Annotated in this window: 20 protein-coding genes and 1 riboswitch; of the genes, 13 read left to right on the top strand and 7 right to left on the bottom strand. The window is 74.6% G+C overall.

All coding sequences use genetic code 11. The features are described from left to right. Positions 1-7: 7 nt before the first annotated feature. Positions 8-2,464, top strand: a complete 2,457-nt coding sequence (locus ACTWLT_RS05230; RefSeq protein ID WP_445317346.1) for an FtsK/SpoIIIE family DNA translocase — start codon at positions 8-10, stop codon at positions 2,462-2,464. Positions 2,465-2,536: 72 nt separating this feature from the next. Here ACTWLT_RS05230 and ACTWLT_RS05225 read toward each other — a convergent pair whose 3' ends face one another. Both ACTWLT_RS05225 and ACTWLT_RS05220 read right to left on the bottom strand, forming a co-directional pair. Then, positions 2,537-2,782 carry a hypothetical protein gene (locus ACTWLT_RS05225; protein ID WP_445317345.1) on the bottom strand — a complete coding sequence of 82 codons (246 nt, stop codon included), beginning with the start codon at positions 2,780-2,782 and terminating at the stop codon, positions 2,537-2,539. A gap of 79 nt (positions 2,783-2,861) precedes the next feature. Continuing rightward, complete coding sequence (locus tag ACTWLT_RS05220) at positions 2,862-3,176, bottom strand: DMT family transporter (RefSeq protein ID WP_445317344.1); 315 nt, start codon at positions 3,174-3,176, stop codon at positions 2,862-2,864. A gap of 61 nt (positions 3,177-3,237) precedes the next feature. Continuing rightward, positions 3,238-3,305, bottom strand: a riboswitch (guanidine-III (ykkC-III) riboswitch). Between the two features lie 129 nt (positions 3,306-3,434). On the opposite strand from ACTWLT_RS05220, the gene ACTWLT_RS05215 reads away from it, so the two are divergent. The 7 genes from ACTWLT_RS05215 (at position 3,435) to pspM (ending at position 9,906) form a co-directional block, all read left to right on the top strand. Beyond that, positions 3,435-4,358, top strand: coding sequence for an ornithine cyclodeaminase family protein (locus tag ACTWLT_RS05215; RefSeq protein WP_445317405.1), 924 nt, complete (start codon positions 3,435-3,437; stop codon positions 4,356-4,358). A gap of 132 nt (positions 4,359-4,490) precedes the next feature. Continuing rightward, entirely contained in the window at positions 4,491-6,041 is a 1,551-nt protein-coding gene (gene rimO / locus ACTWLT_RS05210; RefSeq protein ID WP_445317343.1) for a 30S ribosomal protein S12 methylthiotransferase RimO, read from the top strand. 68 nt (positions 6,042-6,109) lie between these two features. Next, positions 6,110-6,703, top strand: coding sequence for a CDP-diacylglycerol--glycerol-3-phosphate 3-phosphatidyltransferase (gene pgsA / locus ACTWLT_RS05205; RefSeq protein WP_252416619.1), 594 nt, complete (start codon positions 6,110-6,112; stop codon positions 6,701-6,703). A gap of 110 nt (positions 6,704-6,813) precedes the next feature. Next, entirely contained in the window at positions 6,814-7,398 is a 585-nt protein-coding gene (locus ACTWLT_RS05200) for a CinA family protein (RefSeq protein ID WP_445317342.1), read from the top strand. Positions 7,399-7,551: 153 nt separating this feature from the next. Next, a complete protein-coding gene (locus ACTWLT_RS05195; protein WP_445317341.1) occupies positions 7,552-8,010 on the top strand; it encodes a helix-turn-helix domain-containing protein in 459 nt (152 codons plus the stop codon). A 196-nt stretch (positions 8,011-8,206) separates the two neighbouring features. Next, positions 8,207-9,097 carry a PspA/IM30 family protein gene (locus ACTWLT_RS05190; RefSeq protein ID WP_252416616.1) on the top strand — a complete coding sequence of 297 codons (891 nt, stop codon included), beginning with the start codon at positions 8,207-8,209 and terminating at the stop codon, positions 9,095-9,097. Positions 9,098-9,120: 23 nt separating this feature from the next. Further along, positions 9,121-9,906: a phage shock envelope stress response protein PspM gene (gene pspM / locus ACTWLT_RS05185; protein ID WP_445317340.1), complete on the top strand. Its 786-nt coding sequence runs from the start codon at positions 9,121-9,123 to the stop codon at positions 9,904-9,906. Positions 9,907-9,939: 33 nt separating this feature from the next. On the opposite strand, the gene ACTWLT_RS05180 is transcribed toward pspM, so the two are convergent. Further along, positions 9,940-13,626 (bottom strand): hypothetical protein, encoded by a 3,687-nt coding sequence (locus ACTWLT_RS05180; protein WP_445317339.1) that lies wholly within the window; start codon positions 13,624-13,626, stop codon positions 9,940-9,942. A 171-nt stretch (positions 13,627-13,797) separates the two neighbouring features. After that, entirely contained in the window at positions 13,798-14,643 is an 846-nt protein-coding gene (locus ACTWLT_RS05175; protein WP_445317338.1) for a DNA-formamidopyrimidine glycosylase family protein, read from the bottom strand. Between the two features lie 109 nt (positions 14,644-14,752). Between ACTWLT_RS05175 and ACTWLT_RS05170 the strand changes: the two genes are divergently transcribed. Beyond that, positions 14,753-16,012 carry a DUF8814 domain-containing protein gene (locus ACTWLT_RS05170; protein WP_445317337.1) on the top strand — a complete coding sequence of 420 codons (1,260 nt, stop codon included), beginning with the start codon at positions 14,753-14,755 and terminating at the stop codon, positions 16,010-16,012. Between the two features lie 22 nt (positions 16,013-16,034). Here ACTWLT_RS05170 and ACTWLT_RS05165 read toward each other — a convergent pair whose 3' ends face one another. Next, on the bottom strand, positions 16,035-16,277 hold the full coding sequence (locus tag ACTWLT_RS05165; RefSeq protein ID WP_225854764.1) for a CPCC family cysteine-rich protein: 243 nt from the start codon (positions 16,275-16,277) through the stop codon (positions 16,035-16,037). A gap of 25 nt (positions 16,278-16,302) precedes the next feature. After that, a complete protein-coding gene (locus ACTWLT_RS05160; RefSeq protein ID WP_445317336.1) occupies positions 16,303-17,103 on the bottom strand; it encodes an SAM hydrolase/SAM-dependent halogenase family protein in 801 nt (266 codons plus the stop codon). 194 nt (positions 17,104-17,297) lie between these two features. On the opposite strand from ACTWLT_RS05160, the gene ACTWLT_RS05155 reads away from it, so the two are divergent. Further along, positions 17,298-17,891 carry a hypothetical protein gene (locus tag ACTWLT_RS05155; RefSeq protein WP_445317335.1) on the top strand — a complete coding sequence of 198 codons (594 nt, stop codon included), beginning with the start codon at positions 17,298-17,300 and terminating at the stop codon, positions 17,889-17,891. A gap of 15 nt (positions 17,892-17,906) precedes the next feature. Here the strand turns inward: ACTWLT_RS05155 and ACTWLT_RS05150 are convergent, their stop codons facing one another. Then, positions 17,907-22,571, bottom strand: a complete 4,665-nt coding sequence (locus ACTWLT_RS05150) for an ATP-dependent helicase (protein WP_445317334.1) — start codon at positions 22,569-22,571, stop codon at positions 17,907-17,909. 178 nt (positions 22,572-22,749) lie between these two features. Here ACTWLT_RS05150 and ACTWLT_RS05145 point away from each other — a divergent pair, with 178 nt between their 5' ends. The 3 genes from ACTWLT_RS05145 (at position 22,750) to ACTWLT_RS05135 (ending at position 26,720) form a co-directional block, all read left to right on the top strand. After that, entirely contained in the window at positions 22,750-23,136 is a 387-nt protein-coding gene (locus ACTWLT_RS05145; RefSeq protein ID WP_252416608.1) for a hypothetical protein, read from the top strand. A gap of 155 nt (positions 23,137-23,291) precedes the next feature. Continuing rightward, positions 23,292-26,126: a Na+/H+ antiporter subunit A gene (locus ACTWLT_RS05140; protein WP_445317333.1), complete on the top strand. Its 2,835-nt coding sequence runs from the start codon at positions 23,292-23,294 to the stop codon at positions 26,124-26,126. 114 nt (positions 26,127-26,240) lie between these two features. Next, positions 26,241-26,720 carry a Na(+)/H(+) antiporter subunit C gene (locus tag ACTWLT_RS05135; RefSeq protein WP_445317332.1) on the top strand — a complete coding sequence of 160 codons (480 nt, stop codon included), beginning with the start codon at positions 26,241-26,243 and terminating at the stop codon, positions 26,718-26,720. Positions 26,721-26,727 lie beyond the last annotated feature (7 nt).

The raw sequence follows: 26,727 nt of genomic DNA, 5'->3' as shown, positions 1-26,727 counted from the left end.
TGACTCTATGGCGGGCCGTACCTCTCAGGCGAGCCGGCGGCGCGGCGCGTCGCCGCGCGGTGGCACCAACAGCCGTGCCCGCCAACCGGCGAAGAAGACCCGGGCGCCGGTTCGGCGCCGCACCACACCCGCCCGGCCGGGGCCGGCTGTCTACGTCGGCCGCGCGGTCGGTGCACTGTGGATGGGGCTGGCGCACGGAATGGGCTGGGCGGTGCGGGCCGCCGGCCGGCAGGCCGCCTCCGCCCGTGACCTCGACCCGGAGCACCGCCGTGACGGCGGTGGGTTGCTGCTGTTCGGGCTCGCCCTGCTCAGCGCGGTCGCGCTCTGGTTCTCCGGTGCGGGCCCGGTGGGCGCGAGGCTGGCGGACTCGGTGCGGCTGTTCCTGGGCGCGATCTCGGTGGTGGTGCCGGTGCTGCTGATGATCGGCGCCTGGCGGCTGATGCGCCAGCCGGCCGACCCCGCGCACCGGGGGCGCGGGCTGATCGGCTGGGGTTCGCTGCTGGTGTCCACCGCCGCGCTGCTCCAGATCGGGCAGGACCCGGTCGACCCGGTGCAACGTGACTTCGCCGGTGGCCTGGTCGGCGCCGGTGTCGGCGGGCTGCTGGAGCGCGCCGTCACCGCCTGGGTCGCGGTGCCGCTGCTGATCCTGCTGCTGCTCTTCGGCCTGCTCGTGGTGACCGCGACGCCGATCAACAAGATCCCCGAGCGGCTGGGGCTGCTCGCCGGTGGGTTGGTCGCCCAGCCGGAGGCCACCGACGAGGAGGCGGACGAGGCGGCCGCCCGCCCGGCGCGCAAGCGACCGGCGAAGCGGATGCCGCCGCCGGTGGACCCGGACGACTTCGACGACCTGGACGGCGTAGACCTCCAGGAGACGATGGTGCTGCCGCGCAAGTCCCCGGCGAAGGTGCCGGCGAGCCGCAAGCCGGCCGAGCCGCCGGAGCACTCGCCCGCGCCGACCCGCGCCGAGCAGCTCGCGCTGACCGGGCTGGCCGGCGACTACACCCTGCCGCCGGCCAACATGCTCAGCGCCGGCGCCGCCGCGAAGACCCGCAGCAAGGCCAACGACGAGGTGATCGCCGCGCTGACCGGCGTGTTCGACCAGTTCGACGTGGACGCCGCGGTCACCGGCTTCACCCGCGGTCCGACGGTCACCCGGTACGAGGTGGAGCTGGGGCACGGGGTCAAGGTCGAACGGATCACCCAGCTCTCCCGCAACATCGCGTACGCGGTGAAGTCACCGGACGTGCGGATCCTCAGTCCGATCCCCGGCAAGAGCGCCGTCGGCGTGGAGATCCCGAACGCCGACCCGGAGAATGTGGCGCTCGGCGACGTGCTGCGCTCGCGGGCGGCGACGAGCGACCACCACCCGATGGTGGTGGCGCTCGGCAAGGACATCGAGGGCGGCTACGTGGTGGCCAACCTCGCCAAGATGCCGCACATCCTGATCGCCGGCGCGACGGGCGCGGGCAAGTCGTCCTGCCTCAACACGCTGCTGGTGTCCATCCTCACCCGGGCCACCCCGGACGAGGTGCGGCTGCTGCTGATCGACCCGAAGCGGGTCGAGATGACCGGCTACGAGGGCATTCCGCACCTGGTCACCCCGATCGTGACCAACGCCAAGAAGGCGGCCGACTCGCTGGACTGGGTCGTCCGCGAGATGGACATGCGCTACGACGACCTCGCCGCCAACGGGGTCCGACACATCGACGACTTCAACCGCAAGGTGCGCAACGGCGAGATCAAGGCCCCGCCGGGCAGCGAGCGGGAGATGCGCCCGTACCCGTACCTGCTGGTGATCGTGGACGAGCTGGCCGACCTGATGATGGTCGCGCCGCGCGACGTGGAGGACTCGGTCGTCCGGATCACCCAGCTGGCCCGTGCCGCCGGCATCCACCTGGTGCTGGCCACCCAGCGCCCCTCGGTCGACGTGGTGACGGGTCTGATCAAGGCCAACGTGCCGTCCCGGCTCGCGTTCGCGACCTCGTCCCTCGCGGACTCGCGGGTCATCCTCGACCAGCCGGGCGCGGAGAAGCTGCTCGGCCGAGGCGACGGCCTCTTCCTGCCGATGGGCGCCTCGAAGCCGGTGCGGATCCAGGGCGCCTGGGTGACCGAGCGCGAGATCGCCGACGTGGTGAAGTTCTGCAAGGACCAGCGGGAGCCGGAGTTCCGGCCGGACGTGCTGGCCCCCGCGCAGGAGAGCAAGAAGAAGATCGACGAGGACATCGGCGACGACCTCGACCTGCTGGTGCAGGCGGTGGAGCTGGTCGTCACCTCGCAGTTCGGTTCCACCTCGATGCTTCAGCGCAAGCTGCGCGTGGGCTTCGCCAAGGCTGGCCGGCTGATGGACCTGATGGAGACCCGCGGCGTGGTCGGGCCGTCGGAGGGTTCCAAGGCCCGCGACGTGCTGGTCAAGCCGGACGAGCTGGAGGAGGTCCTGGTCGGCCTGCGTGGCGACGGGGACTGACCGGCGGGCACGATCGGCCGGTGGGAACGCGACAGGCCCGCCGGTGACCGGCGGGCCTGTGCGGAGCTGTGGTCAGTTGTTGATCAGCGCGGAAATGATCACCAGGCTGATCACCGCCGCGACGACGCTGGCGGCGGCGGCGTACCAGCCGAGCGGCTTGTCGCCGAGCACGGCGCCGACGATGCCCGCGATCACCCCGAGCACGCCGAAGATGATGGGGTTGAGCAAGAGGGCGAGCACCGCGAAGACGAAGCCCACGATGGTGAGGATCCGGGCGGCGTTGCTGCGCGGGCGGGCGGTGCTGTGCATGTCGGCCATGTCTGCCTCCGGTTGAGAGCCTGTCGTGACGAATCGATCACTACCCACTGTGGGTGCTGGCCACGCGCGGCGCAGCAGGTCAGTGGAAGATCTTCAGGCCGACCACGCCGGCCACCACCAGCAGCAGGCACAGGATCCGGGGCAGGCTCGCCGACTCGCCCAGCGCCAGCATCCCGACCAGGGCGGTGCCGACCGCGCCGATCCCGACCCAGACCGCGTACCCGGTGCCGACCGGGATCTCCCGCAGCGCGTACGACAACCCGCCCATGCTCAACAACAGGGTCACCACGAAGACCAGCGAAGGGGCCAGCCGGCTGAGGCCGGCGCTGCGGTCCAGGGCGATCGCCCAGGCCGTCTCCAGCAGTCCCGAGATCACCAGTACCAGCCAGGCCATCATTCACCTCACGGGGAGCGCCCGGGGCCGTCGCGCCGGGACGAGTGGACTCTGCACATCACGCGGGGCGTCTTGGCCTGACCGGGTACGCCCACCACTCGTCCGGGGCGGCCACGGGCGACCGGGCCACCGGCATCGACGCTAGCACCGGCCCTGGCCGGCTGCGGTGCGGTCGGCGGGAGGCGGCTGCCGACGGCTCGGTGACCCCCGCCACCTCACGTTGACCTGCACCTCACTTCAACTTGCAGTATGACCGTCATGACCCTGCTGTACGCCGACCCCGAGGTCGCCGCCGCGCTGGACGCCGCCACCACGGTCGACGCCATGCGTGCCGCCCTGCTGGCCGCGTACGACGGGCGGCTGGTCGCCCCGCCACGGGCAGCCGCCCCGCTGGGCGGTGGGCGGATGGTGCTGACCGCCGGTCACCTGGTCGACGAGTGGTACGGGTTCCGCTCGTACGACACCTTCGGTCACCCCCAGGGCGAGCAGTTGGTGGTGTTGCACGACGCCCGGACCGGGGCGATCCGGGCGGTCGCGGTCGGGGAGGAGCTGGGCTCCCGGCGTACCGGCGGGCTGGGTGGCGTCGCGGTCGACGCGCTGGCCCGACCGGACGCCGTCACCCTCGGCGTGATCGGCTCCGGCCGGCAGGCCTGGACGCAGGTCTGGGCCGCCGCCGCGGTCCGCCCGCTGCGCGAGGTGGTGGTGCACAGCCGCTCCGCCGCCCGCCGGGACGCCTTCGCCACCCGGGTCCGCGCCGAGCTGGGCGTGCCGGCCCGCGCGGTGGCCGACGCCGGCGCGGCGGTCACCGGACGGGACGTGGTGGTGCTCGCCACCAGCAGCCCGACCCCGGTGCTCCGTGCCGCCGACCTGAGCCCCGGCACCCACGTCAACGCGGTCGGCTTCAAGCAGCGCGACCGCAGCGAGTTCGGCAGCGACCTGCTCGACGCCGCCGACCTGCTGGTCACCGACTCACCGGCCCAGGCGGCCGACTACCAACCGCCGATGCTCGCCGCCACACCCCCGTACGCCGGGCGGCTGCGCGACCTGGGCGGCATCCTCGCCGGCGCGGTCCCCGGCCGGACCACCGCGGACCAGGTCTCCGTCTTCTGCTCCACGGGCCTGGGCGGCACCGAGGTCTTCCTGCTCGACCGGCTGACCCGGGTGGCCGCCGCAACCCGCTGACCGTTTCGCCGACCACCGGCGAGCGACGGAGCGGTGCCGGCGACCGGACCCGTGCGCGGGTCGCGGGAGTGACCCACGACTGTCCGGCCGGCCCGCGTACGTGGGCTTCCCCGACCGGCCCGGTACCCTCGGATGGTGTCTGCCACCTCCCCTACCGACAACTCCAGCCCGGCGCGTCTGACGCCCGGCGACCTGGAGCTGTCGACCGCTGCCGAGGGCCGTCGCGTCGCCCTGCTCACCCTGGGCTGTGCCCGCAACGAGGTCGACTCCGAGGAGTTGGCCGCCCGGCTGCACGCCGACGGCTGGCAGGTGACCACCGACGGCGAGGGCGCCGACGTGGTGGTCGTGAACACCTGCGGCTTCGTGGAGAAGGCCAAGCAGGACTCCATCCAGACCCTGCTCGCCGCCGCCGGCACCGGCGCCAAGGTGGTCGCCGCCGGCTGCATGGCCGAGCGGTACGGCCGGGAGCTGGCCGACAGCCTGCCCGAGGCGCAGGCCGTGCTCAGCTTCGACGACTACCCGGACATCGCCGCCCGCCTGAACGCGGTCGTCGCCGGTGAGCAGATCACCGCGCACACCCCCCGCGACCGGCGGGAGCTGCTGCCGCTCACCCCGGTGCAGCGCCGCGAGGCCACGGTGTCGCTGCCCGGGCACGGCACCCCGACCCGTACGGCCGTCGACACCGACGAGCACACCCCCGCGCACCTGCGTCAGGTGCTGCGCCGCCGACTGGACACCGGCCCCGTCGCCTCGCTGAAGCTGGCCAGCGGCTGTGACCGCCGCTGCGCGTTCTGCGCGATCCCCGCCTTCCGTGGGGCGTTCGTCTCGCGTACGCCCGACGAGCTGCTCGCCGAGGCCGAGTGGCTGGCCAAGAGCGGCGTCCGGGAGCTGGTGCTGGTCAGCGAGAACTCGACCTCGTACGGCAAGGACCTGGGTGACCCCCGGGCGCTGGAGAAGCTGCTTCCGCAGCTCGCCGCGGTGACCGGCATCGTCCGGGTCCGGGTGAGCTACCTCCAGCCGGCCGAGACCCGGCCCGGGCTGGTCGAGGCGATCGCCGGCACGCCCGGGGTGGCGCCCTACTTCGATTTGTCGTTCCAGCACTCCAGCGAGCCCGTGCTGCGCCGGATGCGACGTTTCGGCTCGACCGACCGGTTCCTGGAGCTGCTGGCCAGCGCCCGCGCGCTGGCCCCGGACGCGGGGGCCCGGAGCAACTTCATCGTCGGGTTCCCCGGCGAGACCCGCGCGGACATCGACGAGCTGGTGCGGTTCCTGACCGAGGCCCGGCTCGACGCGATCGGCATGTTCGACTACAGCGACGAGGACGGCACCGAGGCCGCCGGGCTGCCCGGCAAGGTCTCGGCCGCCACCATCAAGCGGCGGTACGACCGGCTCAGCGCGCTCGCCGACGAGCTCTGCTCGCAGCGGGCCGAGGACCGGCTCGGCTCGACGGTCGAGGTGCTGGTCGACTCGATCGCCGACGGTGTGGTGGAGGGTCGGGCGGCCCACCAGGCGCCGGAGGTGGACGGTTCCACGACGCTCGTCGCCCCGGTCGAGGGCGGAGTCGACCTGTCCGCGCTGCGTCCGGGTGACCTGGTGCGCGCCACGGTGACCGGCACCGAAGGGGTGGACCTGCTCGCCGTGCCGGATGAGATGATCTCGGCGGCGCCCGGCGCGGCACGGTGACGACGGGCCCGAGCGGAGCGGGGGAGCCAGGTGGTGCGGTGCCGGGAACGCCACGGCGGGGTGAGGCGGTGACGGGGGCGACGGAGTCGACGACGCCCGCCCGGGTGGTCCCCGGGGTGCCCGTGCTCAACGCGGCCAACGCGCTGACCGCGCTGCGGCTGGTGCTGGTGCCGGTCTTCGGCGCCTCGGTGATCGTGTCGGGGATGAGCCACGCCGGTTGGCGGATGGCGGCCTGCCTGATCTTCGCGGTGGCCTCCGCGACCGATCTGGTGGACGGCTGGATCGCCCGCCGGTTCGGGCTGGTCACCTCGGTCGGCAAGGTGGCCGACCCGATCGCCGACAAGGCGCTCACCGGCGCAGCCCTGGTGCTGCTCTCCTGGTACGACCGGCTGCCCTGGTGGGTGACCGCGCTGATCCTCGTCCGTGAGCTGGGCATCACCGGGCTCCGGTTCTGGGTGATCCGGCACGGGGTGATCGCGGCCAGCCGGGGCGGAAAGATCAAGACCGCGCTCCAGATCCTGGCCATCGCCTGGTATCTCTGGCCGATGCCGGACGCCCTCGCCGCCGTCGGCCCCTGGATCATGGGCGCTGCCGTCGTGGTGACGGTCGCCACCGGCTTCGACTACATCGCCCAGGCCCTGCGACTGCGGCGCCCCCGCTGACCGGAAAACCACTGGCCGCGCTCCCGTGCTCAGGAAGCGGGTCGACAACCGCATGATCGACGTGACCGGCCGGGAGGGTTGGGTGCGGATGTGCGGGGAAGGACGGGTTCATGCAGCGGGAATCGGGTAGCGAGCGGCCGGTGGGCAGCCCGGCCGCCGGTGTGGTGCACAGCCTGGCGCAGAGGCACGAGACCCTGGCCACGGTCGAGTCGCTCACCGGTGGACTGCTGGCCGCGTCGATCGTCGAGATCGCCGGGGTCAGCGGGGTCTACCAGGGTGGGCTGGTGGTCTACGCCACCGAGTTGAAGGCCGAACTGGCCGGAGTGCCGGCCGAGCTGCTGGACGAGCGGGGACCGGTCGATCCGGACGTCGCGGCGGCGCTCGCCGAAGGGGGCCGGCGGCGCTGCAACGCGGACTGGGGGCTGGCCACCACCGGGGTCGCAGGCCCCGAACCGCAGGACGGGAAGCCGGTCGGCCTGGTCTACGTCGCGGTCGCCGGGCCGAACGGCGGTGAGGTCCGCCAGCTCGACCTGGACGGTGGGCGGGACAACATCCGCTCCGCCGCGGTGGTCGAGGCGCTGCGGCTGCTCGCCGAGCGGATCCACGACGCCGATGCCGCCGCCGATGCCGAGGCCGGCGCCACCGACGAAGCCGCCCGGGACGGGGCGGGGACGACCGCCGCCGGGCGGCGGTGAGCCGATGCGGGCGAACCGACGGGCGGGGCGGGATGTCGGCGCGGCCCGCACCGGGTACGGTTGCGGGAAGACTCCGGCGCCCGGGGCCGACGCGGTCCGCCGCGACCGGTTCCCCGGCCACCGGGTGAGAGGTATCCCTCAGGGGGAGGTGCGATGGTCCTGCTACGCCGGGTGATCGGTGACGCACTGCGGGCGCGCCGGCAGGGGCAGCAGCGCACGCTGCGCGAGGTGTCCACCGCCGCCAACGTCAGCCTCGGCTACCTCTCCGAGATCGAGCGGGGGCACAAGGAGCCGTCCAGCGAGCTGCTCGCCGCGATCTGCGACGCGCTCGGCGCCCGTCTGTCCGAGCTGCTGCGCGAGGTGAGCGACACCGTCGCGCTGGCCGAGCAGATGCCCGAGGTGCTCGTCCCCATGCAGGACGAGCAGGCCGAGAAGGCCCCTGTCGGCGCGGCGACCGCGGTGCGCAGGAGCACCAACCGGGGCGTACGCCAGGTCACCTCCGACGGCAAGGTCGCGGTCTCGGTCCGTCAGGAGTCGCCACTCAAGGCCACGCTGCGCAGCACGCGGGTCCGCCCCACCGAGCGCGACCGGGACGTGGTCTGCGCGGCCTGAGGCCGGCCTTCGTGCGGAGCATGGGCGAGGTGGCCCGAGCCGCGTAGGGTTGCCCGCAGGAGCTGCCGGTGCTGTCGACCGCCCGGTACGGATGCCGCGTTGGCGTTCGGCTGGGACGATGGAAACCGGCCGGGTCGCGGTCGGTCCGTTCGACCCGACCGCGGCGGAGCGACGCTACTGAGGGGATACCGCGGAGATGGCGAACCCGTTCGTCAAGGGCTGGAACTACCTGATGGCGCTCTTCGGTGCCAAGATCGACGAGCACGCCGACCCGAAGGTGCAGATCCAGCAGGCCATCGAGGATGCCCAGCGCCAGCACCAGGCGTTGGTCCAGCAGGCTGCCGCGGTGATCGGCAACCAGCGTCAGCTGGAGATGAAGCTGTCCCGGCAGATGACCGAGGTCGAGCGGCTGCAGGGCAACGCCCGGCAGGCCCTCGTCCTGGCCGACCAGGCCCGGGCGAAGGGTGACGAGGCCGAGGCCACGCGGTTCGAGCAGTCCGCGCAGACCCTGGCGACCCAGTTGGTCTCCGCCGAGCAGGCCACCGAGGACCTGAAGACCCTGCACGACCAGGCGCTGGGCGCCGCCGCGCAGGCCCGCCGTGCGGTCGAGAACAACTCGATGATCCTCCAGCAGAAGCTCGCCGAGCGCACCAAGCTGCTCAGCCAGCTGGAGCAGGCCAAGATGCAGGAGACGGTGGCCCGCTCGCTGGAGTCGATGTCGTCGCTGACCGCGCCGGGCACCACCCCCTCCCTGGACGAGGTGCGCGACCGCATCGAGCGGCGGTACGCCAACGCCATGGGCCGTGCGGAGCTGGCCGGCAACTCGGTCGAGGGCCGGATGATGGAGATCCAGAAGGCGACCATCGACTCGGCCGGGTCCGCCCGCCTGGAGCAGATCCGGTCGAGCATGGCCGGGGAGCAGCTCGGCGGTGCGGCGCAGCGACCGGCCGTGCCGCAGGCGGGTACGGCGGGCTCCACCGGCTCGGCCAGCCCGGCCAGCGACCCGGCCGCCGCCGCCCGCCTGGACGAACTCCGGGCCAGCATGGCCCGCGAACGGGGCACCGGCGACCCGACCGCCGCCAGCTGAACGACCGGTCCGAGGAGGTCAGGATGGCAGACGAGCGGACGCGATACTTCCGCCAGCTGGGTCGGCTGCGCCGGTCCGCCCGGCGGTGGAGCGTGCTGGCCGGTGGGCTCGGCGGGGCGGCGGCGGTGCTGACCCCGTACGCCGGCCTCGGTCTGCCGGACGCGGCCTGGGCCGGCGCCGCGGGCAGCGCGGTGGCGCTGGCCGCCTGGCGTTGGATCGACCTGCGCGCGCTGGCCGCCCGCCCGGCGCCCCCGGCGCTGGACCCGGCCGAGGCGGCGGCCCGGTCGCGGGCACGCCTGGTCGCCGCCGTCGAGCGCCTGCCGGTCGGCCCGGGAGTGCTGGCGGAGGTGCGCCGGGTCCGCAGCCGGATCGCGCTGCGCGGCACCAGCGCCGGGCAGCAGTGGGCCCGCCTGGACCGGGCCGCGCTCACCCTGGCCGGGATGGCACCCCGGCTCACCGGGCTGGCCGAACCGGCGGTGCTGGAGGCGGCTGCCGCCGACCGGTCGCTGCGCGACCTGGCCGCCCGGGTGGCCAGCGTCGAACGGGCACTGCGGCTGGCCCCGACCGACGCCCGGGCGCCACTGGCCGAGGCGCACGGCACGCTGAATGCCCAACTGGAGAGCGGGGTCGCGGCCTACGAACGGCTCGTGGTCGCCGCGGCCGGTTACCTGGCCGAGGACGCCCGACCGGACACCGCCGACCCGGGCGCCGCCCGGCTCACCGAGGCCACCGACCTCCTGCACGGGGTGGCCTCGGCGCTGGCCGAGCTGCGCGCCGTCGGCACCCCGCTGCGCGCACCCACCCGCTGAGCGCAACCCACCGGCGCCGCGCACCCCGGCCGGTCACGGCGGGGTGGTGACCGGGATGGGGCCGGTGTACGGCGAGCTGCCCACGACGTTGAACGACCGGATCCGGTAGTGGTAGGTCACGCCTCGGGCCAGCCCGGTGTTGGTGAAGCCGCGCCCGGTCACCGTGAAGGTCGCCACCTCCCTGCCGAACGCCGGGTCCAGCGCCCGCTGCACGATGAATCCCGACCCCGGGCCGGCGGGCGTGCTCGCCGTCCAGCCCAGGATCACCGTCGCGGTGTCCGGTGCCGGTGCGGTGGCGGTGGCGCTCACCCCGCTCGGGGTGGCCGGCGCGGGTGGCGTGCTCACCGCGGCGACCGTCGACCAGGCCGAGGCGGCACCCAGGTAGGTGGTCCGGACCCGGTAGTAGTACGTGGTGTCCGGGGCGACCGCGACGTCCAGGTGGTTGTCGCCGACCCCGATGGCGGTGGTGCCCGGGCCGCTGGTGAACGTCGGGTTGGTGGCCCGCTGCACGTCGATGCCGGTGGCGAAGGAACGGTTCGTCCAGCGCAGGGCCACCCGTAGCGGCGCGGCCGGCGGAATCGCCGCGATCAGCCCGCCCGGGGCGGCCAGGTGCACGGAGGCGGGCACACTGTTGGACCAGGAGGAGTAGCTCACGGCGTTCTCCGCCCGGATCCGGTAGTGGTAGGTGACCCCGGGGGTGACGGTCGCATCGGTGTACCGGGTGGCGGCAGCCGCGACGGTGATGGTGGTGATCTCACCGCCGAAGGTCGCGTCGGTGGCCCGCTGCAACAGGTGACTGGTCGCCGGCGGTCGGCCGCCGTTGCCGGTCCAGGCCAGCGCGATCGCGGGCAGCGCGGTGGCCGAGCCGGGCGCGGACGTGGCGGTCAGCCCGGTCGGTGCCTTCGGCGCCACCCGCAGCACCAACGGCCGGTTCATCCCCAGGTCGCGGTGACCGGCGAGCTGGCTGTGCAGGCGGTACTCCCAGCCCAGGTTGACCAGCTGGTTCACCACCACCGCGGGTCGTCCGTCGGCCGGGCTGATCGGCGTCGACCCGGTTCGTGCCCCGGCAGGGCGACCCGGGTCGAGCAGCCGGACGCTGTCGCCCAGCTTGAACGGCAGCGTCGGCGCGACCGGGCGCAGCGCCACCACCACGTCCTCCCGGGGGTTGACCCGGACGATCTCCTTCCAGCCCAGCTCCGCGCCGTGCGGTGGCCGCAGCGTGCCGTCCCAGCCGACCCGGTTGACCAGCTGAACGTCGCAGCCGCCGAAGCGCAGCGGCTCGGTCTGCCGGACGTTGCCGATGATCCGCCACAGTTGGGTCCCGTCGGCCGGCGCACCGACCGGCACGGCCGGGTCGGCGGCGAAGAGAACCTCGGTGACCGGGTCGGTCGGCCCGAGCGGCAGAGTCGCCGGCCCGAGCGGCCCGGCGTGCGGATGCCCGACGCCGAGCCGGCCTGCCAGCCGGCCGTGGTCGGGTTCGAAGACCTGCTGCGCCGCCTTGACCGCGATCGGCAGGGTGACCGGGCCGGCGCCGCCCGCCGGGGTGAAGGTGACCGTGCCGGCGTGCACCGGCACGGCCGTCTCCCGCGCCGTCCGGGTGCCGAACGCCGGGTCGTACGCCGGCTGCGGCACGATCGGCGGGCGCTGGCTGGCCGCGTACGCCAGGGGCAGCCGGTCGCGCAGCCGGACCAGGTCGTACGGCGGTGCGGGCGTCCCGGTCACCCGGAACTGGAGCAGGGTGCGGGTGTTCGGGCCGTACCCCGGCTCGGTGGGGGGCGGGCCGCCCTCGGCGGTCCGGTCCGGAGCGTCGGTGTGCTGGTCGTAGCGCGGGTCGAAGCCGGGCAGCGGGGCCGGGGCGTCGTTGTACAGGATCAGCGTGCTGCCCGGCGGCACGGCGGAGAAGTCCACCAGCACGTCGGCCCGTTCACCCGGGGCCAGCAGCAGGGTGTGCCCGTCGACGTTCAGCACGGTGGGGTCGAGGCGGTCGTAGCGGTAGCCGATCGGCTGGTTCGGCAGCACCACCGGGGCGGGCAGCAACCCGGCCTCGTTGCCGATCTGGATGAGGTCCGGTCCGGCGGCGCGTGGGTCGGGCACGCCGCCGTCCCGCCCGTCGGTCGGCCAGCCCGCGGGCCGGTCCGCCGCCCGGACGGCAGGCACCATCGGCACCTCCCCGGCGTCGGCGTCGGCCAGAGCGCCGTCGTCGGTCCACATCGGGGCGTCGGAGCAGGCGCGGTAGAGCTGGAGGTTGAGGCTGCGGTCCAGGCAGGCGTTGAGGATCCGGAACCGGTACGCGCGCGGCCGCACCTCCAGGTACGGGTAGGCGGCACCGTTGACCAGCGGAGTGTCGCCGTACGCCTCGGGCACCGCGGACGGGTGCGGCACCCCCGGGCCGAGCGGCGGTTCGTCCGGCGCGCCGACCGGGTCGTGGTGCGGGTTCGGCACCGGGCCGGGTCCGCTCGACGGCGGTCCGCCGGTGACGCCGTCCGCCGTCGGCCAGCCGTCCACCGCGGGCCAGCCGTCGGTACGGGTGCCGTCCGGCGCGGGGTGGCGCGACCAGGGGCCGTAGTCCCACCGGCCGGTGGGACTACGCCCGCCGGACCGGTACGGGTTCTGCCGGGGCTGGTAGACGTGCGGGTGCCAGAGGCTGCCCCGTGCCCCCCAGCGTTCCCGGTCCCAGGTCGGGTCCTCGGCGGCGAGCTGGGTGTCGTCCGGCACGAACGTCTTGTCCTCGATCACCAGCGGCAGTTGGTCGGCCGGCAGCACCCCGTCCGCGACGAGTTGGTCCTCCGCCGGGTCGGTGAGCAGGTAGAGCGCGAGCTGCCCGCCGTAGACCGTGAGCCGGGCCAGCCCGAGGGTGTTGTCGTGGAACCACAGCAGCCGCCCGCTCTGGTCGTTGGGGTAGTAGAGCGTGGTGGCGCCGGCCCCGGGTGGCGGCATGTCCGGCACGTGGGTCAGGCCCGGCCCGGTCGGGTACGGGGTGATCTCCCCGGCCGGGGTGATCCACTGCCCCGGGTTGCCGGCGCTGGTCCATCCGGTCTGCGCCCCGACCAGGTGCAGCACCGCCCGGTTCTGCGGGTACGGAGCGGGACCGTCCAGCGGGCCGGTGCCGGCCCCCGGGACGGTGTCGTCGACCGGCAGGAACAGCTCGCCGGCCCGACCCGTGGGGAGCTGGTTGATGAACTTCACCCGGACCGGTCTGCCGCGGCGGGCGAGGATCATCGGACCGAGGTGCCAGGGCCGCTCCGGAGGCGCCACCGTGTTGTGGCCCGACGCGTCGGTGCCCAGGTTGAGCTGGCGGTAGCCGCGCAGCCGGGTCGCCGGCAGGTCCCGGTGCAGTCGCTGGGCGTACTCCTGCAGAACGATCTCGTAGTAGTCGCAGCCCGGGTAGCTGATCGTGTCCGGCACCGCCACGGGCAGGTACCCGCCGAGGTCAGTGCGGCCCGGCTGGCCGGGGATCGGCAGCGCGTCGACGAACTTCCGCAGCCCGGTGCCGGGCACCACGCTTCCGTCCGGGTCTCGGGCCGGGCGGGGGCTGTACGCGAAGTTCGGCACCGGGCCGAAGCCGCGGGGCAGGACGGCCGGGTCCAGGCTGGCCGTCGGGGCGACCTCCTCGGCGGCCCGCGCGGCCGGCACGGACGCCGCCCGTCCGTTGGCACGGCTGGTGCTGTCGCGGGTGGTCCGCTCGAAGAAGGTGGAGCGGAGTCTGCGGAACATCGCCATGGCTCTCCCCGGGGTCGGGGCACGAGGGTCGCCACCCCGACGTGGCGACCGACCGGGCCCGCACTCTGCTGACGATCGGTGAGCACTCAACCGCAGCATGCGACTCCGACGGCCGGTTAGGAATTACCCAATCGTCCGTATCTGGGATGACCTCGATCGACGAGAGGGTGGTCAGGTGGGTGCCGGGGCGTCCGGACGCTCCGGCTGGCACACCGGGCACCAGTAGGTGACCCGTTCGCCCAGCTCCTGCTTCCGGATGGCGGTGCCGCAGCGGCGGCAGGGCTGGGCGCGGCGGCCGTACACGTAGCTGGTCTGCCCGCGGTGCAGGGAACCGGTGGTGCTCTGCGTCCAGCGACCGCGGTTGGCGGCGAGCAACCGCTGCGCGAGGCTCACCATGCCGGGCAGGTCGGCCACCGCGCCCACCGGCGCCCACGGCGACACGCCCCGCAGGAAGAGCACCTCGCACTTGTAGAGGTTGCCCACCCCGGCCAGGTTGCGCTGGTCGAGCAGCGCCTCGCCGATGGTCTGGTCCGGGTGGGTGCCGAGCCGGCGGACCGCCTCGGCCGGGTCCCAGTCCGGGCCGAGCAGATCGGGGCCGAGGTGGCCGACCAGGCCGTCCTCCTCGGCGGTCGGCACCAGGGCCAGATCGTGCAGGTGGTAGCCGACCGCGACCGCGCCGGGGCTGCGCAGCACCACCCGGATCAGGTGCGCCGGCCGGCCACCCCAGCGTTCCCCCGGTGCGTACGCCCGCCAGGCGCCGTCCATCCGCAGGTGCGAGTGCAACGTCCAGTGGACGCCGTCCGCCCCGGCGGCTCCGCGCGGTGCCGAACCCGCACCGGGGGCGGTGAGGCGGAGCAGCAGGTGCTTGCCCCGGCTGGCGGACTCGCGCACGGTCCATCCCGCGAGGTCGGTGGTCGCCAGTTGCGGCACCCGGAAGTCGCTGGCGGTGAGGCGCGTGCCGGCCAGCGCACGGTGCAGCACGCGCGCGGTGTTCCAGACAGTGTCGCCTTCGGGCACCCGGCCATTCTCCCTCTTCAGAGCAGGATTCGCATGTGTCGCTATTTGTACACCAGTTCCTCATGATCTCCCGACATGCGAGGGTCAGGGGGTTCTGAGGAGAATGCCCATGACGCGACCGCGTTGTCGTACCCGATCCTTCGCCCTCGTCGCCACTCTCACCCTCGGGCTCACCGTCGCGCTCGTACCCGCCACCACCGCCGTTCCGCCGGCCACCGCCGGCCACCCTGTCACCCTCACCGCCGCACCAGCCGCAGAACGCTGGAGCGCCGACCTGTCCATCGTCGACCGGGACGACGTCAACGTCCGGCGCACCGCCGCCGGGCTGCGGCTGCGCGAGGCCCGACCCACCGTGCGCAGCGCTCGCAGCCCGCACAGCGCGGTCGCCGAGGGGATGCTGCTGACCGCCCCGCGCACCCTCACCCGACCGGCCACCCGGGTCCGTGCCGAGATCACCGCCCAGGTCCCCGCCGGTGCCACCGTCGAGGCGCAGGTCCGCGGCTGGCGGGTCAACGGCTGGACCGAGTGGCGCGCAGCCACCGCCGGTGCCGTCTTCGACCGGCCGGTCAGCCGCGTCCAGACCCGGGTGGTGCTGACCGCACCCGCCGGTGGCGCCACCGCGACGGTACGGGGCGTCCAGCTCACCGCGGACGCGACCGCCGCCGTCTCCGCCGCCACACCGGGCCGCACCTACCGGGTGTACGCCACCAGGATCGGCCTGGTCGGCGAGGTGACCGCCAACGGCCGCACCGTACAGCCGCGCGACCACTTCGTGGCGCTGCCGTCGCGCCGCGGCCTCGCGCCGCTCAACAGCGGCGACTACAGCGTGCGGGTCTGCACCACCACCGGCTCCCGCTGCGAGTACGCCCCCGTCTGGGACGTCGGCCCGTGGAACACCCGGGACGACTACTGGAACCCGTCAGCCGTGCGGGAGAACTGGAAGAACCTGCCGCAGGGCCGGCCCGAGGCGCAGGCCGCGTACCAGTCCGGCTACAACGGCGGGCGCGACCAGTTCGGCCGGATCGTGCTCAACCCCGCCGGCATCGACCTGGCCGACGGCACCTTCTGGGACGGACTGCAGCTGACCACCAACGCCTGGGTGGACGTGGCCTACCTGTGGACCGGCGGCGGGCCGCGCGGTGTGGTCGGCGACGGGCCGCTCAACATCCGCAGCGGCGCCAGCACGTCGTCCCCGATCCGTGGCCTGGCCGCCCGGTTCGCCAACGTGCCGATCCAGTGCTACGTCACCGGCCAGTCGGTCGCCGGCCCCTACCGCACCACCACCCGGTGGAACCGCCTGGCCAGCGGGCAGTACGTCAGCCACGCGTACATCTCCGCCGTCTACGGAGGCGCGGTGCCGGTCTGCTGACCCCGGCCCCCGACGGGCGCCTTCAGGGGCGTTCGTCGGGGCGGGCGGGGCGCACCATGTCCTGGTAACGCGGGTGGCTGGCGCCGTAGACGGCGTAGTTGAGCCGCGCGTGCGACAGGCTCAGGTCGCCGTTGGGGCCACCCCGGACGGCGTCGGCGTCGGCGTCGGTCTGACCGTCGTCGGTCCAGAAGCAGACTGGGCACGTCCCGCCGCCGGTCCGGGAGGCGCAGCAGGGACAACCCACGGGAACCACGTGTTCACCCACCGGGGAAGCATTCCACAGTCGAATATCAGCCGGCGACCCGCAGGAGGTCGCCCGCGGCCACCCCGAGGAGGTCCGCCGCCCGCCCACCGTTGACCGCCACCGCGACCAGAGCGGCCGAGTCGACGTACACCACCAGGGAGCCGGCCGGGGCGTCGCCGAAGATGCGTCCCCGCATCGCCGAGCGAGCCGGCGCCGGTGCCGGCGGGGACACCCGGACCGCCGCCGGAAGCGGGTCGAGCAGCTCGGCCGGAGCGGCCAGTTGGACGTTGCCGAAACCGTCCACGGTCAGCACCTCGGCGGTGAATCCCTCGGCGTCCCGGGCCACCACCGGCGGTGGCAGCCGGACCAACCCGGCCGGGTCGACCGGCGGGCCCGCCTCGGTCAGCGGCGCCCCGAGCGCCAGCCGGGCCGCCACCGGGGCGAAGACATCCCGGCCGTGGAAGGTCGCGGACACCCGCGTGGCCAGCCAGCGGGGCTCGGTCAGCTCGACCGCGGCGGTCACCCCGCCCAGCGCGTCGGCGGCGTCCGGCAGCAGCCCGTTGTCCGGGCCGACCAGCAGCCCGCCCGGGGTGGCCAGCGCGACACCCCGCCGGGCGGTGCCCACACCCGGGTCCACCACCGCCACGTGCACCCCCACCGGCAGGTACGGCACCGTCTGCGCCAGCACCGCGGCGCCCCGCCGAACGTCCGCCGGTGGCACCTGGTGGGTCACGTCGATGACCCGGGCGGCCGGCGCGATCCGGGCGATCACGCCATGACAGGCGGCCACGAATCCGTCGACAAGGCCGTAGTCGGTGGTCAGCGAGATCCAGGGCGTCACGGACATGTCCGCAGGCTAACGCGCAGCCTTCCGTGCGCAGCTCCAGGACCAGCTCGTCGTGCAGCGAGATGCCGAACCCTGCTCCGCCGGCCCGGAGCGTACCGGCCTCACCGGGTGGCCAGGTTGCTGGCGGATATGGGACAGGCGCAGTGGCCGACCGGCCACTCCCGCCTCCGGGCACCGTTGGGCAGACTGCCCTGGTGACACATCGGAGCCTGCCGGCCGTCGGGGTACTTCTGGTCGCCGTCGCTCTCACCGCCGGCTGCGGCGGTGACGACGCCGACCGGCCGGACGCCTCGTCGGCATCGTCCCTCTCCGCTACGGCGGCCAGCGGTCTGCCGACCCCGCCGATGCCCTCGCCGGCCGCGCCCAGCGCCGGCGGTGTCGCGCCCTCGTCGGCTCCGCCGGCCCCGCCGCCCCCCGCCCCGCAGGGGTCGACCGAGCGCCGGCAGGTCAGCCCGCCGCCGGTGGTGCTGCCCCGGCGCCCAGCCGGTGCGCCCGGTGCCAGGCAGGTGGTCGACGCGTTCGTCGCCGCCGGCCTGAAGGCCACCCACCCGAAGGACCGCTCGATCGACTGTGGACCGGACGGGCTCGGCCTGGGCTGCTCCGAGCTGATCGCCACCGACGCCGTCACGGTGTACGTGTTTCCCGACGAGACCAGCGCCGCTGACATCGCCCAGACGTGGAGCGGCCAGTCCTACCAGCACGGCGCGGTGGTGCTCAACTACCTGGAGGCGAGGACGCCGGCCGCCGACCGTCCCCGCTACGAGAAGGTTCTCGCCAACCTCCGCTGACCCGACCCGGGCGGATCAGCCGCGCAGGCGCAGGCCGCGGGGCGTGGCCCGGAAGCCGGCGGCGGTCAACGCGTCGCGCAACGTCGAGGAGTGCACCGCCTCGCCGTCGGCGCGCTCGACCGACATCGCGCCCAACGCTCCGGAGTGGACGGCGTCGGCGAGCGCCTTACCGGCCGCGGCGAGGGTGTCGGCGTCGTCGGTGAACGAGAGCAGCGTCCGGCCGCCGCGCTCCACGTAGAGCACCAGATCGCCGCCGACCTGCACCACCAGGGCGCCCGCCTTGCGGCCGGCCCGGTGCCCGGTCGCCGGGACGGCCCCGTCGCCGGAGTCGACCACCCGTTCCGGCCACGGCAGCGCCGCGCCGTACGGGTTGGCCGGGTCGGTGGCCGCGAGCACCGTGGCCGGCCCGCCGCGACCCCGGCCGCCGTCGGCCGGCTCGGCCAGCGCGCGCAGCCGGTCGACCGCGCCGGGCACCGCGAACTGCGCCGCGCCCAGCCCTTCCACGAAGTAGCCCCGGCGGGCCGCGCCGCGCTCCTCCAGCGCCGACAGCACCGGGTAGACCGCCGCGAACCCGCCGACCACCTGCTCGGCCATGACCGCGCCGCGGGTGACCACCCCGTGCCGCTCCAGGAGCACGTCGGCGAGGGCGGCGGCTCGTCGGGTCGGGTCGAGGTCCCGCTCCGGCAGCCGCGACCAGCGACCGGCGACCGTCGGCGGACCGCCCCGGGTGGGCAGCGCCACCCGGCCGGGCCGCCGGTAGCGGGTTCGCGGCGCGGACGGCCGGGAGCGGTGCGCACCACCGGCGCCGAGCACCGCGCGCAGTGGGGCGAGGGTGTCGTTGGTGAGGTGACCGGCCCAGACCAGGTCCCAGATCACGGCGGTCAGCGCGGCGTCGTCGGTCGCGCCGACCCGGTCGGCCAGCGGACGGAAGAAGAGCGCCTGCCCGTCGCCGAGCGCGTCGAGGACCGCCTCGTGCAGCGGGGTCCGGGTCAGCGCCTCGTCGGGTGGCGGAAGCAGCAGCGGGGCGGAGTCCGCGTACGCCAGGGTGACCCAGCCGTCGCCGCCGGAGATCGCCCCCGACCCGGCCCAGACCACCTCCCCGCTGGCGCACAGCTCGTCGAGCTGGGCGGGGGAGTAGTCGGCGACCCGGCCGGGCAGCACCAACCGTTCCAGGGCGGACGCCGGCACCGCCGCGCCCTGCAACTGCTCCACCGTCGCGGCCAGCGCCTCCACGCCCCGGGCGGACGAGCCCACCTGCTGCCAGCGGGGCAGGAACGTGGCCAGCGCCCGGGGTGGCACCGGCTCGATCTCCCGGCGCAGCGCCGCGAGCGAGCGGCGACGCAGCAGCCGCAGCACCTCCGCGTCGCACCACTGGGCGCCGGCCGAATCCGGGGTGAACTCCCCGGAGACGACCCGACCCGTGGCGCCGAGGCGGCGCAGCGCCTGCTCCACCACGAACACACCGAGCCCGAAGCGGGCCGCGCAACTCGCCGCCGCAAACGGCCCGTGGGTGCGGGCGTAGCGGGCCACCAGGTCGCCGAGCGGGTCCGCCACCGGGGCGAGGTACGCCTCGGCCACCCCGACCGGCAGTGCCACGCCGAGCGCGTCGCGCAGCCGGGCCGCGTCCTCGACGCCCACCCAGCGCTGCTCGCCGGCGATCCGGACCCGCAGCACCCGGCGGGCGGCCTCCAGCTCGGTCAGCCAGGTCTCCGGCACGCCACGCTCGGCCAGCTCGGCGACGCTCAGGTCGCCGAGCACCCGCAGCAGCTCGACCACGTCCTCGGCGTCGCGCGGGCGGCGCTGCTCGGTCAGCCAGCGCAGTTGCCGTTCGGTCTCGGCGAGCACCGTCGGGTCGAGCAACTCGCGCAGGTCGACCCGGCCGAGCAGCTCGCCGAGCAGGGTCGAGTCCAGGGCGAGCGCCGCGGCGCGCCGCTCGGCCAGCGGCGCGTCGCCCTCGTAGAGGAACGCCCCGACGTAGCCGAAGAGCAGCGACCGGGCGAACGGGGACGGGGCACTGGTCTCCACCTCGACCAGGCGGACCTTGCGGGCGGCCAGGTCGCGCATCAGCCCGGCCAGCGCCGGTTGGTCGAAGACGTCCTGGAGGCACTCCCGGGCGGCCTCCAGGGTGACCGGGAAGTCGGCGTACTCACGGGCGACGTCGAGCAGCTGCGCGGCGCGTTGCCGCTGCTGCCAGAGTGGTTGGCGGCGGCGCGGGTCGCGGCGGGGCAGCAGCAGCGACCGGGCGGCGCACTCGCGGAATCGGGCGGCGAAGAGCGCGGAGGTGCCGACCGACTCCTCCACGAGCTGGGCGATCTCGTCGGGCTCGAAGACCACCACGTCGGCGCCGGGTGGCTCGTCGGCGGTGTCGGGCAGCCGGATCACGATGCCGTCGTCGGAGGGCATCACCTGGGCGTCCACCCCGTAGCGCTCGGCCAGCCGGCGGCCCACGGCGAGGGCCCACGGCCCGTTGACCCGCGCGCCGAGGACGCTGTGCACGGCCAGCCGCCAGTCGCCCAGCTCGTCACGGAACCGCTCGACCACGATCGTCCGGTCGTCGGGCAGCGAGCGGGTGGCCTCCCGCTGCTCGCGCAGGTACGCCATCAGGTTGGCGGCGGCCCAGTCGTCCAGACCGCCGGCGCGCAGCGCGGCCAGCGCCGCCTCGTCGGTCTGGCGCAGCAGGGTGCGCACCCGGGCGCCGATGGCGCGGCCCAGCTCGACGGGCCGGCCCAGCTGGTCGCCCTTCCAGAACGGCATGCGGGCCGCCTGCCCGGGGGCCGGCGAGACCAGCACCCGGTCGGGGGTGATCTCCTCGATCCGCCAGGAGGACGAGCCGAGGAGGAAGACGTCGCCGACCCGCGACTCGTAGACCATCTCCTCGTCCAGCTCGCCGACGCGGGCGGCGCGTTCGGCGCCGGCCAGGAAGACGCCGAACAGGCCCCGGTCGGGGATGGTGCCGCCGCTGGTGACCGCGAGCCGCTGCGCGCCGGGGCGGCCGGTGAGGACGTCGGTCGCCCGGTCCCAGACCAGCCGGGGGCGCAGCTCGGCGAAGGCGGTGGAGGGGTAGCGGCCGGAGAGCATGTCGAGGACGGCGTGCAGCGCGGAGTCGGGCAACTCGGCGAAGGGTGCGGCCCGGCGGACGAGCACGGCCAGGTCGCCGACGCGCCACGGCTCCAGCGCCACCATCGCCACGATCTGCTGGGCCAGCACGTCCAGCGGATTGCGCGGGTAGTGCAGCTCCTCGATCGCGCCGTCGGTCATCCGCTCGGCGACGACCGCGCAGGAGAGCAGGTCGCCGCGGTGCTTGGGGAAGACCACCCCACGGGAGACGGCGCCCACCTGGTGCCCGGCCCGGCCGACCCGTTGCAGGCCGGCGGCCACGCTCGGCGGGGCCTCGATCTGCACGACCAGGTCGACGGCGCCCATGTCGATGCCCAGCTCCAGGCTGGAGGTCGCCACCACCGCCGGGAGCTGGCCGGACTTGAGCGCCTCTTCGATGTGCTTGCGCTCCTCACGGGAGACGCTGCCGTGGTGCGCGCGGGCGATGACCGGCGTCGCGCCGGCGGCCGCACCGGACTGCGCCATCACCTCGGCCGGTGGCCGGTTGCGGACCGGCCCGGCCGGGCCACCCCACCGCTGCGCGTCGGCCGCCGGGTCGTCGGCCGGCGACCACCCATCGTCCGGTACGCCCACCGCCCGGCCGTCCGACGCCGTGGCCTGGGCGGCGGCCACCTCCTCGGCGGCCAGCTCGTTGAGCCGGGCGCAGAGCCGTTCGGCGCTGCGCCGGGAGTTGGTGAAGACGATGGTGGAGCGGTGCGCCCCGATCAGCGAGAAGACCCGCTCCTCCACGGCCGGCCAGATCGAGGCGCGGCGCGGCCCGGGGCCCCCGAGGTCGTCCTCCGGCGGCTGCTCCTGCTCGTCCAGGCGCGTCATGTCCTCCACGGGGACCTGCACGCTGACCTCGATGGTCTTGGGCGTGGCCGGCTGCACGACGTCGACCGGCCGGGCGCCGCCGAGGAAGCGGGCGCAGGCGTCGATCGGCCGGACGGTGGCGGAGAGGCCGATCCGCTGCGCCGGGGCGGGTAGCAGCTCGTCGAGACGTTCCAGCGAGAGGGCGAGGTGGGCGCCGCGCTTGCTGCCGGCCACCGCGTGCACCTCGTCGACGATCACCGTCTCGACGCCGCGCAGGGAATCCCGGGCGGCGGAGGTGAGCAGCAGGAACAGCGACTCGGGCGTGGTGATGAGGATGTCGGGTGGGGTGCGGGCGAAGGCCCGTCGCTCGTCGGCCGGGGTGTCGCCGGTGCGCATCCCGACGGTGATGTCGGGCGGGGCGACGCCGAGCCGCGTCGCGGCCTGCCGGATGCCGGCCAACGGGGCACGCAGGTTGCGCTCCACGTCGACGGCGAGCGCCTTGAGTGGGCTGACGTAGAGCACCCGGCACCGCTGTCGGGCCTCGGCCGGGGCCGGCTCACGGGCCAGCCGGTCCAGCGACCAGAGGAAGGCGGCGAGCGTCTTGCCGGAGCCGGTGGGCGCGACCACGAGGGCGTTGCGGCCGGCGGCGACCGATCGCCACGCGCCGACCTGGGCGGCCGTGGGAGCGGCGAAGGCCGCGTCGAACCAGGCGCGGGTGGCCGGGCCGAACCCGGCGAGCACCGCGCCGGTGTCTGCGTCCGCGCCGGTCACCGGTCCATCGTGCCCCGCTGGTACGACAACCACGAACGACCCACGACGGAATGTGTCGGAGTGAAAGGTAAAAGCACTGGATGTGCGCTTAATGCGTTAAGTCTCACTTAACTGCTTGCTTGTGAGGAGCAACATAAAGTAACTTCACTCGCAACGCGAACCGGGGTGGAGGGGTCGGATGACCGGCGAGCAGCGCAACGTCGAACCCGGCACCGATGTGCTCATCCGCAAGGTCGACAGTCATCTCGCCACACTCCGCGGCGGCCTGCACGGCCCCGAGCTGGAGCTCGCCGAACGCCTCGCCCGCTGCCTCCGCGAACTGGTCGTCTCGACCGCCCAGGCCAGTGCCGCCGACCGGGGCCAGGTCCGCGTCGCCGTCCACTACTTCGTGCTGCGTCGCGAGAGCCGTGGGCGGCTGCTCTCGGTGCGGTCGCTGGCCGCCGCGGAACGGGTGGTCGACAAGGTCGCGCGTCAGCTCGGTCGCGTCGACCTGCTCGCCGAGCTGGCCCGGGGCCGCCCCGCCGGCGACGACGCGGTGCCCGTCGGGGACGCCCTGCTGCGCTGACGGCCCGCACCCGGCCCGCCGCCGGCGTCTCGACCGACCGAAGCCCGCCGGTGGCCGAATTCCGGCAAAACGGCCCGGCGCGCGACGAACTGGCGTCTGATCGCTGCTAGGCGCCACCGCTGTACGGGCGTCGGCCACCTCGATCGGGAGCGCGGGTGCTGGTACTGCTCATCCTCCACGTCGTGGCGGCACTCTCCGCGCCGCTGCTCGTCCGGCGGTGGGGGTCCCGCGCGTGCTACCCGCTGGCGCTGGCCCCGGCCGCCGCGTTCTGCTGGGCGGTCGTCCGCACCCCGGCCGTCGGCCACGGCGGGGCGGTGGTCGAGACGTACCCGTGGATCGGGCAGCTGGGCCTCGACATCGCCCTGCGGCTCACCACGCTGTCCTGGCTGATGACCCTGCTGATCGGCGGCGTCGGCGCACTCGTGCTGGTCTACAGCGCCCGCTACTTCGCCCACGACTCGACCGGGCTGGCACGGCTGGCCGCGGTCCTGGTCGCGTTCGCCGGTGCGATGCTCGTGCTGGTCCTCGCCGACGACCTGCTGCTGCTCTACGTCGGCTGGGAGCTGACCACGATCTTCTCCTACCTGCTGATCGGGCACAGCACCGAGAGGCGCTCCAGCCGGTGGGCGGCCGCGCAGGCGCTGACCGTCACCACGCTGGGCGGGCTGGCCATGCTGGTCGGGTTCATCATGCTGGGCGAGCACGCCGGCAGCTACCGCTGGTCGGAGATCTCGGCGCAGCCGCTGCCCGGCGGCGGGTACCTGATCACCGCGGTGCTGCTCATCCTGGCCGGCGCCCTGTCCAAGTCGGCGGTGCTGCCGTTCAGCTCCTGGCTGCCGGTCGCGATGGCCGCACCCACCCCGGTCAGCGCGTACCTGCACGCCGCCGCCATGGTCAAGGCCGGCGTCTACCTGGTCGGGCTGCTCGCGCCGGCGCTCGCCACGGTCGGCCCGTGGCGGCCCGTGGTGCAGGTCGCCGGCGTGGCCACCATGCTGCTCGGCGGCTGGGCCGCGCTGCGGCAGACCGACCTGAAGATGCTGCTGGCGTACGGAACGGTCAGCCAGCTCGGTCTGCTGGTCACGGTGACCGGCTCGGGCACCCCGGACGCGGCCCTGGCCGGCACCGCGATGCTGCTGGCGCACGCGCTGTTCAAGGCGGCGCTGTTCCTGGTCGTCGGCGTCATCGACCACGGCGCCGGCACCCGCGACCTGCGTGAGCTGTCCGGGCTGCGGCACTGGTCCCGGCCGCTGTTCGTGGTCGCGGTGCTGGCCGCGGCGTCGATGGCCGGCGTGCCGCCGCTGGTCGGGTTCGTGGCCAAGGAGGCCGTGTTCGCCGCGTTCACCGATCGGCCGGTGGTCCTCGCCGGTCTGGTTGCCGGGACGGTGCTCACCGTCGCGTACAGCCTCCGCTTCCTCTGGGGCGCGTTCGCCGACCGGCCGGGCGTGGAGCCGGTCCAGGCGGGTCGGATCGCCCGGTCGCTGCTGGTCCCCCCGGCCGTGCTGGCCGGTGTCGGGTTGCTCGCCGGCCCGGCCGCCGGCGAGCTGGAGGGCCTGCTGCGCCCGTACGCCGAACTGCTCGGCGGGGTCCACGCGCACCTGGCGCTCTGGTCCGGGCCGACCCCGGCGCTCGGCCTGTCCGTGCTGGCGCTCGCCGGCGGCGGCCTGCTCTTCGCCCTGCGCGGGCCGCTCGCCCCGGCGCTGGCCCGGCTCCGCTCGCCGGTCACCGGCAACCAGGGGTACGAGTGGATCGTGGGCCGGTTCGACCGGCTGGCCATCGAGGTGACCGGTGCGACCCAGCGCGGCGCACTGCCGCAGTATCTGGGCATCATCCTGGTCACCCTGGTGCTGCTGCCCGGTGGGGCGATGCTCGCCGCCGGCCCGTGGCGGGCCCGGATTCCGCTGTGGGACACCCCGCTGCAACCGGTGGTCGTGGTGGTGATCGCGGTGGCGGCGGTGCTGGCGGTCGGCGCCCGCCGCCGGTTGACGGCGATGCTGCTGGTGGGGATGACCGGCTACGGCACCGCCATGCTGTTCGTGCTGCACGGAGCGCCCGACCTCGCGCTCACGCAGTTCCTCGTGGAGACCGCGACCATCGCCGTCTTCGTGCTGGTGCTGCGCCGCCTGCCGGACCGGTTCTCGGCCCGCCCGCTGCGGCGCAGCCGGTGGGCCCGCCGGGCGATCGGGGTGGCGGTGGGCGTGGTGGCCGCCGGGCTCGCCCTCGTGGCGGCCGGCGCCCGCCGGGCACCGGACATCTCCACGGCCTTTCCGGACCTGTCGGTGGCCCAGGGGTACGGCCGCAACGTGGTCAACGTGACCCTGGTCGACATCCGGGCGTGGGACACCATGGGGGAGCTGTCGGTGCTGGTGGTGGCCGCGACCGGGGTGGCCAGCCTGATCTTCGAGCGCTCCCGGACCGGCCCGCGGCCGCGCCGACCGGAGTCGGACAGCCGGGTCAACCGCACGGACCGGCCGGTGTGGCTGCGCGGCGGGCCGACCCTCTACGAGGAACGCCGCTCGATCGTGCTGGAGGTGGTCATCCGGCTCATCTTCCACACCGTGGTGCTGTTCTCGCTGTTCCTGCTCTTCGCCGGGCACAACGCGCCGGGCGGCGGCTTCGCCGGCGGGCTGGTCGCGGGTCTCGCCCTGGTGGTCCGCTACCTGGCCGGCGGCCGGTACGAGCTGACCGAGGCGGCTCCGGTCGGCGCCGGTCCGATCCTCGGCGCCGGGCTGGCCGTGTCGGTGGGCACCGGCGTGGTGGCGCTGCTGCTCGGCGGCTCGGTGCTGGAGAGCGCCAAGGTCGACCGGTCCCTACCCCTGGTCGGCGACGCCCACCTCGTCACCTCCCTCTTCTTCGACATCGGCGTCTACCTGGTCGTGATCGGGCTGGTGCTGGACATCCTGCGCAGTCTGGGCGCCGAGGTGGACCGGCACATCGAGGCGAGCGGCACCGCCATCGGCGGGCTCGCCGTCGACAAGGGGGACAGGCCGTGAGCGCGAGGAGTGAGCCGGTTCTGCGAGCCCCGCAGTCGCGAACAGAGGTGGCGCCGTGAGCGCGAGGAGTGAGCCGGTTCTGCGAGCCCCGCAGTCGCGAACAGAGGTGGAACCGTGACCAGCGGCGGCGCGGGGCCGACGCTGGTGCTGGTGTTCGCCGTCGCGGTGCTGGCCGGCTGTGGGGTGGTCCTGCTGCTGGAACGCAGCCTGACCCGGATCCTGCTCGGCGTGATCCTGCTCGGCAACGGGGTCAACCTGCTGATCCTGCTGGGCGGCCGGTCGGGTGGGGCGCCGATCGTCGGCACCGGCCCGGTGGACCGGATGAGTGATCCGCTGTCGCAGGCCATGGTGCTGACCGCCATCGTCATCACCTTCGGGTTCACCGCGTTCCTGCTGGCCGTGGCGTACCGCAGCTGGTATCTCACCGGCGACGACGAGGTGCCCGACGACCCGGAGGACCGGCAGATCGTCCGCCAGGCGGTGCGCAACGAGGTGGACGCCGTCGACGTCGGCGGGGAGGGCCCGAACGGCGATCCGGAGCAGGTCGACCCCGAGCCCGCCCGGCGTCGGTTGCGGCGCGGGGAGGAGGCGTGATGAGCGG

The organism is Micromonospora yongxingensis (assembly GCF_052601155.1).
The sequence above is the reverse complement of the archived record's forward strand: the minus strand, read 5'-3'. Positions and strand labels throughout refer to the sequence as shown.

Excerpts from the sequence above, each read along its gene's own strand:
- pspM (WP_445317340.1), top strand. The coding sequence starts at position 9,121 with ATGGCAGACGAGCGGACGCGATACTTCCGCCAGCTGGGTCGGCTGCGC.
- ACTWLT_RS05225 (WP_445317345.1), bottom strand. The coding sequence starts at position 2,782 with ATGGCCGACATGCACAGCACCGCCCGCCCGCGCAGCAACGCCGCCCGG.
- ACTWLT_RS05195 (WP_445317341.1), top strand. The coding sequence starts at position 7,552 with ATGGTCCTGCTACGCCGGGTGATCGGTGACGCACTGCGGGCGCGCCGG.
- ACTWLT_RS05190 (WP_252416616.1), top strand. The coding sequence starts at position 8,207 with ATGGCGAACCCGTTCGTCAAGGGCTGGAACTACCTGATGGCGCTCTTC.
- ACTWLT_RS05220 (WP_445317344.1), bottom strand. The coding sequence starts at position 3,176 with ATGGCCTGGCTGGTACTGGTGATCTCGGGACTGCTGGAGACGGCCTGG.
- ACTWLT_RS05200 (WP_445317342.1), top strand. The coding sequence starts at position 6,814 with ATGCAGCGGGAATCGGGTAGCGAGCGGCCGGTGGGCAGCCCGGCCGCC.
- ACTWLT_RS05215 (WP_445317405.1), top strand. The coding sequence starts at position 3,435 with ATGACCCTGCTGTACGCCGACCCCGAGGTCGCCGCCGCGCTGGACGCC.
- ACTWLT_RS05145 (WP_252416608.1), top strand. The coding sequence starts at position 22,750 with ATGACCGGCGAGCAGCGCAACGTCGAACCCGGCACCGATGTGCTCATC.
- ACTWLT_RS05180 (WP_445317339.1), bottom strand. The coding sequence starts at position 13,626 with ATGGCGATGTTCCGCAGACTCCGCTCCACCTTCTTCGAGCGGACCACC.
- ACTWLT_RS05160 (WP_445317336.1), bottom strand. The coding sequence starts at position 17,103 with ATGTCCGTGACGCCCTGGATCTCGCTGACCACCGACTACGGCCTTGTC.
- ACTWLT_RS05230 (WP_445317346.1), top strand. The coding sequence starts at position 8 with ATGGCGGGCCGTACCTCTCAGGCGAGCCGGCGGCGCGGCGCGTCGCCG.
- ACTWLT_RS05170 (WP_445317337.1), top strand. The coding sequence starts at position 14,753 with ATGACGCGACCGCGTTGTCGTACCCGATCCTTCGCCCTCGTCGCCACT.
- rimO (WP_445317343.1), top strand. The coding sequence starts at position 4,491 with ATGGTGTCTGCCACCTCCCCTACCGACAACTCCAGCCCGGCGCGTCTG.